Annotated in this window: 11 protein-coding genes, 2 tRNA genes and 1 other RNA gene; 3 read left to right on the plus strand and 11 right to left on the minus strand. The window is 69.7% G+C overall.

Annotated features, from left to right (window positions below; all coding sequences use genetic code 11):
- Positions 1 to 19: 19 nt before the first annotated feature.
- The 5 genes from Adu01nite_RS36070 to ffs all read right to left on the minus strand — a co-directional run bounded on the left by Adu01nite_RS36070 (position 20) and on the right by ffs (position 5915).
- Positions 20 to 1024 carry an ABC transporter permease gene (locus tag Adu01nite_RS36070; RefSeq protein ID WP_203733783.1) on the minus strand — a complete coding sequence of 335 codons (1005 nt, stop codon included), beginning with the start codon at positions 1022 to 1024 and terminating at the stop codon, positions 20 to 22.
- Positions 1025 to 1422: 398 nt separating this feature from the next.
- Positions 1423 to 2016, minus strand: coding sequence for a recombination mediator RecR (gene recR / locus Adu01nite_RS36075; protein WP_203733784.1), 594 nt, complete (start codon positions 2014 to 2016; stop codon positions 1423 to 1425).
- Positions 2017 to 2020: 4 nt separating this feature from the next.
- On the minus strand, positions 2021 to 2326 hold the full coding sequence (locus Adu01nite_RS36080) for a YbaB/EbfC family nucleoid-associated protein (RefSeq protein WP_239132974.1): 306 nt from the start codon (positions 2324 to 2326) through the stop codon (positions 2021 to 2023).
- A gap of 179 nt (positions 2327 to 2505) precedes the next feature.
- Entirely contained in the window at positions 2506 to 5745 is a 3240-nt protein-coding gene (locus Adu01nite_RS36085) for a DNA polymerase III subunit gamma and tau (RefSeq protein ID WP_203733786.1), read from the minus strand.
- A 73-nt stretch (positions 5746 to 5818) separates the two neighbouring features.
- An RNA gene (gene ffs, locus Adu01nite_RS36090) (signal recognition particle sRNA small type) lies at positions 5819 to 5915 on the minus strand.
- Positions 5916 to 5997: 82 nt separating this feature from the next.
- Between ffs and Adu01nite_RS36095 the strand changes: the two genes are divergently transcribed.
- A tRNA-Ser gene (locus Adu01nite_RS36095) sits at positions 5998 to 6085 on the plus strand.
- A gap of 71 nt (positions 6086 to 6156) precedes the next feature.
- On the opposite strand, the gene Adu01nite_RS36100 is transcribed toward Adu01nite_RS36095, so the two are convergent.
- Together Adu01nite_RS36100 and Adu01nite_RS36105 are read right to left on the minus strand one after the other, a co-directional pair.
- Complete coding sequence (locus Adu01nite_RS36100; RefSeq protein WP_203733787.1) at positions 6157 to 6498, minus strand: STAS domain-containing protein; 342 nt, start codon at positions 6496 to 6498, stop codon at positions 6157 to 6159.
- 724 nt (positions 6499 to 7222) lie between these two features.
- Positions 7223 to 7312, minus strand: a tRNA-Ser gene (locus tag Adu01nite_RS36105).
- Between the two features lie 116 nt (positions 7313 to 7428).
- On the opposite strand from Adu01nite_RS36105, the gene deoD reads away from it, so the two are divergent.
- On the plus strand, positions 7429 to 8145 hold the full coding sequence (gene deoD, locus Adu01nite_RS36110; protein ID WP_203733788.1) for a purine-nucleoside phosphorylase: 717 nt from the start codon (positions 7429 to 7431) through the stop codon (positions 8143 to 8145).
- Positions 8146 to 8241: 96 nt separating this feature from the next.
- Here deoD and Adu01nite_RS36115 read toward each other — a convergent pair whose 3' ends face one another.
- From Adu01nite_RS36115 to Adu01nite_RS36125, 3 genes are all read right to left on the minus strand, one after another.
- On the minus strand, positions 8242 to 8694 hold the full coding sequence (locus Adu01nite_RS36115; protein WP_379130473.1) for a nucleoside deaminase: 453 nt from the start codon (positions 8692 to 8694) through the stop codon (positions 8242 to 8244).
- A gap of 79 nt (positions 8695 to 8773) precedes the next feature.
- On the minus strand, positions 8774 to 9304 hold the full coding sequence (locus tag Adu01nite_RS36120) for a tRNA adenosine deaminase-associated protein (RefSeq protein ID WP_203733790.1): 531 nt from the start codon (positions 9302 to 9304) through the stop codon (positions 8774 to 8776).
- A gap of 371 nt (positions 9305 to 9675) precedes the next feature.
- Complete coding sequence (locus tag Adu01nite_RS36125; RefSeq protein ID WP_203733791.1) at positions 9676 to 10077, minus strand: hypothetical protein; 402 nt, start codon at positions 10075 to 10077, stop codon at positions 9676 to 9678.
- A 103-nt stretch (positions 10078 to 10180) separates the two neighbouring features.
- Here Adu01nite_RS36125 and Adu01nite_RS36130 point away from each other — a divergent pair, with 103 nt between their 5' ends.
- Positions 10181 to 10924, plus strand: coding sequence for a M23 family metallopeptidase (locus Adu01nite_RS36130; RefSeq protein ID WP_203733792.1), 744 nt, complete (start codon positions 10181 to 10183; stop codon positions 10922 to 10924).
- A gap of 70 nt (positions 10925 to 10994) precedes the next feature.
- Here Adu01nite_RS36130 and Adu01nite_RS36135 read toward each other — a convergent pair whose 3' ends face one another.
- On the minus strand, positions 10995 to 12131 hold the full coding sequence (locus Adu01nite_RS36135) for an outer membrane protein assembly factor BamB family protein (protein WP_239132955.1): 1137 nt from the start codon (positions 12129 to 12131) through the stop codon (positions 10995 to 10997).
- Between the last annotated feature and the right edge of the window lie 34 nt (positions 12132 to 12165).

The raw sequence follows: 12165 nt of genomic DNA on the forward strand, positions 1-12165 counted from the left end.
ATGGAACAGCTTCGACTGCTCAGCGGGCCTTCGGATCGAGTGCATCGCGCAGACCGTCGCCGAACAGGTTGAACGCCAGCACGGTAATGAAGATCATCGCGCCCGGGATGATCATGAACATCGGGTCATACCGATAGAACTGAAGCGCGTCCGAGAGCATGCCACCCCAGGATGGGTAGGGCGGCGGGATGCCGACGCCGAGGAAGCTCAGGGCCGCCTCGGTGAGGATGTTGGTAGGAATGATCAGGGTCGTGTAGACGAGGATCGGCGCCGCCAGGTTGGGCAGCATCTCGCGGAACAGGATCCGCGGCGACCGTGCGCCCAGGCTCCGCGACGCCTCCACGAACTCGCGCTCACGCAGCGAAAGAGTCTGACCACGAACGATGCGACCGATGTACGGCCAGCCGAAGAAGCCGATCACCACGATCAGCACGATCGTTCGGGACCATCGGGTATTGAACCCGAGCATCGACTGCGGCAGCACCGACACCAGCGCGATCGAGAACAGCAACTGCGGGAAGGCCAGCAGGAAGTCCATGATCCGGCTGATCACCGAGTCGACCCAGCCGCCGAGGAAGCCGGCGCTCATGCCGAACAGCACGCCGAGAATCGTCGACAGGAAGGCCGACAGGAAGGCGACGGTCAGCGTGGTCTGTGCGCCGTAGACGATGCGACTGAAGATGTCGCGACCGTTGACCGGCTCAACCCCGAGGAGGAAGTCCTTCGAGATGCCACCGAGCTTGCCGAGCGGCAGGCTGAGGGTCGGGTCGATCTTGTCGTTGTGGTACTCGTCGAACGGGTGCCCGAGCAACTTGATCAGCAGCGGGGCGAGAATCGCGATCGCGATCAGGACGAGGATGACGATGCCGCCGCCGACCGCGACGCGGTCTTTCTTGAGGCGTCGCCAAGCGATCTGCTTCAGCGACCGACCGGCGATCGCTTTCTCGCTTGTGTCTCGCTCCTGAGCCGCGTCGGCGGTGGGCGTCGACTCATCATGGAGCGACGTCTCCGGGCCAAGCGACATCTAGCGCCGGTCCTCTCCCGGTGACCGGCGCAAAGCGGGCAGCTCACAGCCAGCAGCGCGCCAGCGAGGGGCGGGCCGAAGGCGATGGCTCCCGCAGCGTCCGGCAACCGATCGGTTGTCTCGTGCCTCGAGTGCCGACCCTCGTCGCGGCGGTCAGATGAGCCCGCGCCACGAAGGCACTCGACGGCGGGGGTGCCGCCATCGCAAGGAACATTCACCTAATGCGGTGCCTCGGTCAAGTTAACCGACCGCACACGGATGGTTCCGTGTCTCCCTCGTGATGTGGCTGTGACCTATGGCACCGACCAAACGGAAACTACCGCGTCAGACGGCTCGGATCTAGTTAATCCGGACTAAATCCCATGCGTGGCGTTACAGGCAAGTTACGCGGCGTCGATCTAAATAGCTCTGCGTCCCTCGAATGCACGACCGAGAGTGATCTCATCGGCATATTCGAGGTCGCCACCCACCGGAAGACCACTTGCCAAACGGGTGACCGAGATCCCCATCGGTTTGATCATCAGACCGAGGTAGGTGGCCGTCGCCTCACCTTCCGTGTTCGGGTCTGTGGCGAGAATCAACTCCTTGACCTCGCCGGTGCCCACCCGCAGAAGCAGCTCGCGGATGCGCAGATTGTCCGGCCCGATGCCCTCGAGCGGATTGATCGCCCCGCCCAGCACGTGATAGCGCCCGCGGAACTCACCGGTCCGCTCGACCGCGACCACGTCCTTGGGTTCCTCCACCACGCAGAGCACCTCATTGGTGCGGCGAGGGTCCCGGCAGACCCGGCACTGCTCCGACTCGGCCACGTTGAAGCAGGTCGTGCAGAAGCGAACCAGCTCCTTCACCTTCCGCAGGGCGGTGGCGAGCCGGTTGACGTCGGCCGGGTCGGCCGAGAGGACGTGGAAGGCGATCCGCTGGGCACTCTTCGGGCCCACGCCCGGGAGTCGGCCCAGCTCGTCGATCAGGTCCTGGATGGCGCCTTCGTACACCGGCTCAGAACCCCAGCATGCCGAGGTCGAGGCCGCCGGTGACCGCGCCGCGCTTCTCCTCGGCGAGCTCCCGCTGCGCCTCCGCGGCGTTCCGGAAGGCGGCGGTCACGAGGTCTTCCAGCGACTCGATGTCCTCCGGGTCGACGGCCTTCGGGTCGATCCGCACCGACTTGACCTCACCGAGCCCGGTCAGCACCACGGTGACCAGCCCGCCGCCGGCGTTACCGGTCAGCTCGGCGGCGGCCAGATCGGCCTCGGCCGCAGCCGCCAGCTGCTGCATCTTCTGCGCCTGGGCCATCAGATTCTGCATGTTCGGCTGTCCACCGGGCCGCATTGCCACCGCTCCTCGAAGTAGAAGTCACCGGGTCTCGAGCCTTATCGATACCCAACCCGGCGGCCAACGCCAATCGCGCCGATCGCCGCCCAGCGTAACCGCCCCACCGCCCACACCGGCCACACGCCACCCACGGGCCGCCGCCCCGCCAGCGCTCAGCTCTCGCCGATCTTTTCCGCGCCGAGGAGTTCCTGCAGGAGTCTCATGGCCTGTTGTTCGCCACTTTCGCGGGCCGTCTTCTCGTCGAGCACATCGTCGAGCGGCTCGTCGCCCTCATCGAAGCCCTCGTAGCTCGGCCGGCCACCGGCCTTCCCCGGGCCACCGCTCTTCGCCGAACCGCCGGCCTTGGGCGGACCGTCGTACTCCGGGTCGTAGGGCGCTTCCTCGGCGGGCGAGCCGTCGGCCCACGGGCTGTTCGCGGCCGCGGCCGGCGGGGTCGCGGCGCGCCCTCCGTTGGCCTGCCGGGCGGCCGCAGCAGCGGCCGCGGCCCGCGCCGCCGCCAGCCCGCCTCGCGGCGCCTCCGCCGCGGCTGGACGGGCCGCCGGGGCAGCCTTGTCGGGGCGGGCCGGGGCGGCTGGGGCGGCTGGGCTGCTCGGGCGGGCCGCCGAAGCCGAGCCGTCGGGGACCGATCCACTCGGGCCGGCCACCGTGGCCGAGTTACCCAGCCCGCCGCTCGACGCCGATCCGCTCGGACCGGCCGCTGGAGCTGAGCCGTTCGAGCCGGCCGCGGACGCCGAATCACTCGGATGAAGGTCCGCCGAGCCGGCCGGCGCTGAGCCGGCCGCGCCGGCCCCGCCAGTCGCGCCGGCCCCGCCAGTCGCGCCGGTCGCCGACGGCGGAGGGCCGGTCTCACCGTGAGCGGAGGTCGCCGGACCGGCGTCATCTCCCGCATTGACGCTTCCGGCTGCATCAGAGGCGCCGCCGGCATCACGGGCGACCGCTGCTGAGGGAGCGCCCGCCAGGGGCTCCGCTGCCGACCGGTCGCCGCCGACTGCGCGGACCTCCGGCCAATCCTCTTCGTCGTCGACCGCCTCGGCGGCCGGTGGAGCCGTCGAGGTCGCCGAGCCGCCCGGTTTGGCCGGCTCCGGCCAGCCGTCGTCGTCGCCGCCGGACGGCGACTCGGTCTCCTGGCGGCGGGTCTGGGCCGGGCGGGCCGCCGCAGCCTGCGGCTGCTGGGCACCGGGCGCGATCGGAGCCGGCCGGCCGGGGCGAACGCCGGCCCGCTCCGGGGCTTCGTTGCGGGCGGGCTCGCGGGCGGCCGAACCGTTCCGGGTGGAGCCACCGCGCGGGGCCGGAGCCACCGGGACGGCACCGCCCTCGCCGGCCGTCTCGCAGCGGACGTCCCAGCGTTCGCCGAGCTCCTCGTACAGCGCGCGGGACACCTCGGGCGCATTCTGCCCGGCCATCTCGGCAAGCCGCGTGGAGCGGAAGGTCAGTACCAGGGTCCGGCCGTCGAAGTCGCGCACGACCGCATCGATCAGCAGGGCGGCCAGGCGTTTGTTCTGCCGGCGGATCGCACCAACGATCTCGGACCACCGCTCACGCACCGACGCGGCGGTCAGCTGACCGGGAACATCCGCGACGGCAGCCGCACCCGGCTCCTCCGGCGTGTCCGGCAGCACACCCTCGGGCTCAACGCGGCGTGAGCGCTCGGGCTGGGGAGCCGGAGCAGCGACGGGAGCAGGAGCGGCGGCGGGTGCCGGATCGGGCGTGGCGGCAGGCGCCGGTGTGGCGGCAGGCGCATTCGCGGGCTCGACGCGTTCCGCGCGCGCCGACTCGCTCTCATAAGGCTCAGGCTCGTCGTCCCACGGCGGTTCGTCGTCGTAGTACTCAGGATCGGCTGTCGACGCACCGCCCGGGGTCGCCCCGGCCGCCGACGCGGAAGCGGTAGCCGCCGCCGGGGGAGAAACACCCGTCGGAGCCGGCACCGTCGGGGCAACAGGCGCCGCCGGGGCTTCCTCGACCGGGCGAGCCGCCTCCGGTGCAGCAGCCGGTGCAGCCGATGCGGCCGGGGCGGAAGCACCGCCGCCCGGCACGGCCGGCCGACGACCAGCGGTGGCCGTCGGTGACTTCCGGCTGGCCGCCGCGGCCGCAGCTCGCGCCGCCGAAAGCCCACCGCGGCCACCCGCCTCGCCCGGCGGATCAGCGGCAACCGCAGGCGCAGCGGAAACCGGCGCAGCCGAAACCGGCGCGACCGGCCCCGCAGCGACAGCGGGAAGAGGAGCGTCACCGCCGAGGGTGAGCCGCCGCTCCATGCGCTCCAGCCGCTGCAGCAGCGCCCCGGTCGAATCCTCGGCCCCCGGCAGCAGCATCCGCGCCGTGACCAGCTCGAGCAGCAGGCGCGGCGCGGTGGTGCCACGCATCTCCACCAGGCCGTTGTGCACGATGTCGGCGCAGCGCGAGAGGGTGGCCGGCCCGAGCCGGTTGGCCTGCGCGCTCATCGCCTCCAGCTGATCGGCCGGCCCGTCGATCAGGCCCTTGCTGACCGCGTCGGGCACCTGCTGCAGGATGATCAGGTCGCGGAAGCGCTCGAGCAGGTCGGAGGCGAAGCGGCGCGGGTCGTGGCCGGCCTCGGCGACCCGGTCGATCGTCTGGTAGGCGGCGGCGCCGTCACCGGCGGCCAGGGCGTCGCACATCTCGTCGATCAGGGCGACGTCGGTGACGCCGAGCAGGGCGACCGCGCGGGTGTAGCTGACCCCGTCGGGGCCGGCGCCGGCGATCAGCTGGTCGAGCACCGACAGCGTGTCCCGCGCCGAACCGCCGCCGGCCCGGACCACCAGCGGGAGCACGGCCGGCTCGACGTGCACGCCCTCGGCCTCGGTGAGCTGCTGAAGGTAGGGCCGGAGCACGGCCGGCGGGATCAGCCGGAACGGGTAGTGATGGGTGCGCGAGCGGATGGTGCCGAGCACCTTCTCCGGCTCCGTCGTCGCGAAGATGAACTTCACGTACTCCGGGGGCTCCTCGACCAGCTTGAGCAGCGCGTTGAAGCCGGCCGACGAGACCATGTGCGCCTCGTCGATGACGTAGATCTTGTAACGGCTGTTGGCGGGCGCGAAGAACGCCTTCTCCCGCAGCTCACGCGCATCGTCGACGCCACCGTGCGAGGCCGCGTCGATCTCGATGACGTCGATCGAGCCGGCGCCGTCGTTGGTGAGCGAACGGCACGAGATGCACACCCCGCACGGCTCCGGCGTGGGGCCCTGCTCGCAGTTGAGCGACCGGGCCAGGATGCGGGCGCTGGACGTCTTGCCGCAGCCGCGCGGGCCGGAGAACAGATAGGCGTGGTGCAACCGGCCACTGCGCAGTGCCTGCGACAACGGCTCGGTGACGTGCTCCTGGCCGATGACCTCGGCGAAGGTCCGTGGCCGGTACTTGCGGTACAGAGCGAGTGTCACTCCTACCCCTCCTCAACGACGGCGCCATTGTCCGTCGTGGGTACGACAAGAACAAAGTCGCGGAAGGGTGGAAACGAAGGACCCCCCGTGCACCCGTCAGAGCCCGCTTATCCTTGCTGCCTTCCGGCCCTGGGGAGGTTCACGAGATGCACGCCGCACGAGGGGCTGTTCCGAAGCCTACCTAACCCCGGATCACTCGCGCGCGCGGACCCGCACGCAACCCGGCCGCCGGATGTCTGTATCCTGGCCGACGGAGGATTCGCCTAGTGGCCTAGGGCGCACGCTTGGAAAGCGTGTTGGGATAAAACCCTCACGAGTTCGAATCTCGTATCCTCCGCCAGCAAGCCAGCATGCGAAAGGCCGGACCCGTCGGGTCCGGCCTTCTTCGTTGCTGAGGTCAGAGCTGGAGCCTCAGAGCTGGGATGCGGCGATCGCATCGTCGACCTCCGGGAAAATCGCGAAATATCGGCTCAGGCCGACTGTCTCCAGCAACTGGACCAGGAACGGATTCGCGCCGGCGAAACTGAGCCAACCGCCACGCGCTGTGATCAGCTGCTTACTGGTGATGAATGTGCTGAGCCCGACCGAGTCGCAGAATTTCAGATCGGTCAGGTCGACAACTATTCGCGGCACCGGACGTTCCAGGAGATCAGCCAGCGTGGCGCGGAGTTTCTCCGAAGTCTCGGAGTCCAGCTCGCCCGCCAGATGCAGCACCGCGACGTCGCAGCGATGATCGGTAACAGTGGCCCGCATAGGACAAAACGCTAGATCCACCCGGCTGATTGCCGTCGGACAAGAGGTCCGACCGGGCCCGGGAACACGAACGGGCCGGACCTCTTTCGAGGTCCGGCCCGTCGGAAAATCGGCTGGCCTGTGGTGTCAAGCGAGCGGCACAGCCGGCCCAAGGCGCGTCAGATCTCGCGCCACTGCCAGCGTGGACCACGCCACGCGTCTGCCAGGATCAGGGCGGAAGCCTTGCCTGGACACTGTTGCACCTTCGACTTGCCCTGAGGGCCGCCCATCTGAGCTTCGACTTCCCACATGGCGCCGTCGGTGCGTACATAGACGTCACGGCGTGCGATCCGGACGTCACCATTCCACCAGTGATGCTCAACTCTCACATGTCAAATCTAGGACAATCGAGAGGCATCGGCGTAGGGCAATCTTGTGAAAACTTCTCGCCAGCCGGTTGGAACCGCATTGTCTGATCCGGTGGATTTTCGCCCCGTGACTTGCGCAACACCCAGGGTATTAGGGCGGTTCCCCCTTCGTCACGCCAAGTAATCAATCCAGTTGAGGACGAAGGCCTCTAGACGCCGAAACGATTGCGTTACGTGCATGACATCTGATCATGGAGAACGACCGAACGGCCGAGGAGCGGTCCGGCCGTACGGATGAACGATCTTCAACCACCGAGAGTGATTGCCGATCGAGCAACAAAAAGCCCGGCGGTTCCAGATGGAACCACCGGGCTTGATGGCGGTGGTGAAGGGATTTGAACCCTTGGAGGGCTTGCACCCTCACACGCTTTCGAGGCGTGCTCCTTAGGCCGCTCGGACACACCACCGCGAAGAAGATTACAGGAGTCCCATGGGGCTCCGCCGCCGGGTTACCCATCACCCGGGCAGACAGCGCTGACCTGGCAGGATCGGCGGCATCTACCAACCGAGCAGAGGAGCTGGCATGAGCGTGCACATCGGCGGGCAACCGGGCGACATCGCCGAGCGGGTCCTGCTCCCCGGCGACCCGATGCGGGCCAAGTGGATCGCGGAGAACTTCCTGCAGGACGCCAAGTGCTACACCCAGGTCCGCGGGATGCTCGGCTTCACCGGCACCTACCAGGGCATTCGCGTGTCGGTGCAGGGGTCCGGCATGGGCATGCCGTCGGCGTCGATCTACACCCACGAGCTGATCAACGAGTACGGCGTCAAGTCCCTCATCCGGATCGGATCGTGCGGCGCGCTCGCGATGGATCTGCAGCTGGGCGACGTCATCGCCGCGATCGGCTCGGCGACCGACTCGAACATGAACCGGTCCCGCTTCGACGGCCTGATCGACTATGCCCCGGTCGCCGACTTCAGCCTGCTCCGCACGGCGGTCGAGGTGGCCGAGCGGCAGGGCACGAGCCTGCGGGTGGGCCCGATCCTCGCCGCCGACGCGTTCTACACCGACCGCCCGGACCTCTACGACGCGCTGGCCGACTACGGCGTCCTCGCGGTCGAGATGGAGTCGGCCGCGATCTACACGATCGCCGCTCGCTACCGCGCCCGGGCGCTGACCATTCTCACCGTGAGTGACCACATCAAGACCGGCGAGAAGATGGACTCGGCCCAGCGTGAGCAGGGCTTCGGCGACATGGTCCGGATCGGCCTGGAAACCGCGATCGCGGACGCTGCCTGAGCGTGCTGCCGCGGCGTCACGCTTGGCGACGCCGCGGCAATTCCAGATGTACGCGTGGCAACTCCCCCAACCGCAGCGAGGCCCGAACCGCGCTGCTCATCGGAAGAAGTCGCGCAACAGCGCCGCGCACTCCCCTTCGAGGACCCCGGAGTAGACCTCCGGCCGGTGATTGAGCCGGCGGTCCCGCACCACGTCCCAGAGCGACCCGACCGCGCCGGTCTTGGGCTCCCACGCCCCGAACACGAGCGTCGACACCCGGGCCAGCACCAGCGCCCCGGCACACATCGTGCAGGGCTCCAGCGTCACCACGAGCGTGCAGCCCTCGAGCCGCCAGCTGCCGACCAGCAGGGCCGCCCGCCGCAGCGCGAGGATCTCGGCGTGCGCGGTCGGGTCCCCGATGGCTTCCCGCTCGTTCCCGGCCGCGGCCAACTCCCGCCCCTGGCCGTCGAAGACGACCGCCCCCACCGGCACGTCCTCCGGAAACGCCGAGGCCACCTCGATGGCCCGGCGCATCCAGGCTTCATGCTGGGGTATCGGGGCGAGACTCACGCTGAGCCGGCCGGGCGTGGACTCGTGGCCCTCGCGTCAAAGGAACGCCGGGCGACTCGCTCGCGGTCGGTGCGCTCGCTCACGCCTCGCGCAGCTCTTCCATCTCGTCGCCGCACCCGATGCGCTGGCAGATCTCGGCGGTGACGTCGGACGGGAGCATGCCCTCCTTGCCGCACAGACCGAGGAGGCGGCTCGAGTTGATCCCGAGGTCGGCGAGCAGCTCCGCGTCGCCGACCGGGTCGGCATCGGGATCGGTCGCCGGCCGGTCGTCCTCATCGTCGTCGTCCGGCGACGACGCGGCGGACGAGGTCAGATCGTCTATCTCCAGGGCCGGCGCCTCGATCTCGCCGAGCAGCACCGAACCGATCCTCGACTCCTCGGCGAACGCCGAGTCGGAGCCGAACACCCGCAGGTCCTCGCCCTCGTCGAGGCGCAATATGGCCAGGTACTGGTCGTCGCTCTCGACGAAGAGCAGCGCCACATCGGCGTCCGGCTCGACGTCGCGGAGCGCGTCCACCACTTCGTCGATGTCGGCGAGGCCGGTCAGGTCCAGCTCGGACGCCGTCCACCCGTTCTTGCCACGGCCGACGGCGGCAGCGAAAGTCGACAAGTTATCCCCCCACGCGACTTTTGTCTTCAGCGAGTGACGGTAGCGGGAAGAACGGCGGGCGCGGCGCGCCACGCCCCCAATCGGGTAGGAAGTCAGTTCGCCAGGCGACGGCGGGTGGCGATGAGCTCGCGGAGGCGGGCTCCGCGAAGACGCTGCGGCTGCGCGGACTCGCGGGCTTTCGCATCCGCGAGAGCCGCGAGCAACTCCAGACGGCGACGGCGACGATCGGGATCGAGCCGTGGCGGTGAGGGGGCCATGAAATCGAGATTGCCGACCGTTGCGGCGTCCGTCAAGGCCAAGTGCGGACGGCAACGAACAGGGCACGTCCGGTCGATGACATTTCGGACTTATCGAGCGGGAGAGTGCCTAGATCACCAGAGCGGCCAGTCGTACGTGGTGATCCACCGGGCGGCCACGAACGCCATGGCTATCGACAGTCCGAGACCGCTCGCCAGGGCGATCCCGACGGCCACCCCGCGGTCGCCGAGGATGCTGAGGACGAACGCCACGATCCACGCGGTGATCGCGGCCACAATCGTCCACCACGCGTACGCCCCGAGGTCGTGGGCGAGGCCGCCGAAGAGCCCGAACCAGAGCAGCGCCGAGCCCAACCCGGCCATCACGCCGGGCGCACCGATCGGGTGCGGCTCCCGGAAGACCGGCCGGGACGGGCCCGGGAAGAGGCCGGACGGCGCCCGGACGGGAGCGGCCGGGCCGAACGGGGGCGGCGGCGGATAGGCGGGCGCCGGCCAGGGATCCTGCCGCTGGGTCACGGGCGATACCTCCGTCTCGGCTGGATCATCTCCCACCAGCCTAATCGCCCGCGGCCCTGCGCACGGGACGGCGGTTCGCGGGGACTTCTGCCAGGATGGCGCGGTGCGTCTGCTCCGTACCCTCGCCGGAACGACCGCCGCCCTGCTGTGCCTGACCGCGTGCGGTGGCACCGCCGGCGGCACGTCGGCCGCCGCCACCCCGCAGTTCGTGGCCCCGGCCGAGTCGGCGTCGACCCCCGAGACGCCGCTGCTGTCGTCGTCGGCCGCGGCGCCGACCACCTCGGCGACGCCCGGCCCCAGCAGGTCGCCGAGCGCGAGTCCGAGCGCGACGACCGCCACGGTGAAGTACGTCTTCCCGGTCAAGGCGTCGAATGTCGCGTTCCACCCGACCCACTCGAAATACCCGGCGACCGACATCTTCGCCGACTGCGGCGAGACGGTGGTCGCCACGACCAGCGGCGTCGTGCTCGAGGTCAGCCTGAAGGACCTGTATGTGGAGGGTGCGGCCGACGGTCCGAACAACGGCGGCATGTCGGTGTCGCTGCTCGGCGACGACGGCGTCCGCTACTACGGCTCACACCTGAGCAGGGTGCTGACGAAGATCCGGGCCGGGGTGCGGGTGACGGCCGGGCAGCAGCTCGGCGAGGTCGGCAAGACCGGCAACTCGAGCGGCGTCTGCCACCTGCACTACGGCATCTCGCCGCCGTGCGCGAAGGTCGGCGACTGGAAGGTGCGGCGCGGCGTCGTCTGGCCGGCCACATACCTGACCTCATGGCGCAAGGGCGGCCAGAAGAGCCCGGTCGCCACCGTGAAGTCCTGGAAGAGCGCGCACAACTGCAAGGCGTAGAAGAAGTAGTGGCGCGCGGGGCCGCACCCTCGCCCAAGAGATGCGGCCCCGCACTGCCGGGAAAAAGGTCCTAGCTGAATTGAGCGAAGCGCTTCTGGAGGCGGCCGTCCACCGCGGTGAAGGCACCACCCATCGCGACGCTCCCCAACTCACTGTTGCTGGCCAGGGCGAAGACGCCCTCGACCCCGTTGGCGTCGGCGGTCCAGTCGAGCAGCCGGCCGTCGGCGGCGGCGAGGGCGGCGAGCTTGACCCGGTTGTCGGCGCCGTCCACGCAGGTGCCCTGGGTTCCGGTGCGGGCGGTGCTGCAGGCCCGGTCGAAGTGGCCGCCGGCGTAGACCACGCCGTCGAGCACGGTGATCGCCTGCGCATCCCCGTCGAACGTCGCCGACCAGCGCAGTTGCCCACCCGGCGTGTACGCGCTGACCCGGCCCCCGTGCCCGCCGTGCGCCGAGTAGACCCCGTCGGCGTCGACCGCGAGCGCGTAGGTGATGACCGGTGGCTGGGGTTTGAAACCGTTGACCACGGCGGCCGATCGCGGATCGAGCGCGACCAGCCGGTCGTACCCGGAAAGGCCGTTGATCTTGTGGAATTTGCCGCCGACGTAGACCCGGCCGGCCCCGGTCGCGATGGTCTCGACCTGATCGTCGGCGGTGGGTCGCCAGGTCGGGTCGAGCGCGCCGGTGGTGAGGTTGAAGGCGGCGAGCCGGGCGCGGGCCTGGCCGTCCACCGCGGTGATCGCGCCGCCCAGGTAGAGGCGGTTGCCGGCGAGCGCGATCGCGTAGGGCCGGCCGTTGATCGCGTGTTTGAAGGTGCTGTACACGACGCCGCGGGCCGCGTCGACCCGGGCCAGGCTGTCCCGCTTCTGCCCACCGATCGTGCCGAAGTCGCCGGCCAGGAAGACCGATCCGCCGCTGACCACGAGCGCCTTGACCCGGCCGTCGGCGGCGGGTGCCCAGGGCAGCAGCGCGCCGGTGCGGGCGTCGACGGCGGCGAGGTGGCTGCGGGTCACCTGCTTGCCGCGGACGATCGCGGCGGTGAAGTCGCCGCCGAGGTAGGCGACCTTCCCGGCGTAGGCGATGGTGAGGACGGTTCCGTTGAAGCTGGGCATGCTGTCCGACGTCTGCGCCTGGGCGGGCGCGGCCACGGCGGCGAGGGCGAGCGCCGCCACGGCAAGTCCGATGGTGAGTGTTTTCCCCCGGTAAGTCACGTGATAACCGTATTTGCCGTAGATCAACACAGAT

It is taken from the genome of Paractinoplanes durhamensis, from assembly GCF_016862175.1.
Classification (GTDB): domain Bacteria; phylum Actinomycetota; class Actinomycetes; order Mycobacteriales; family Micromonosporaceae; genus Actinoplanes; species Actinoplanes durhamensis.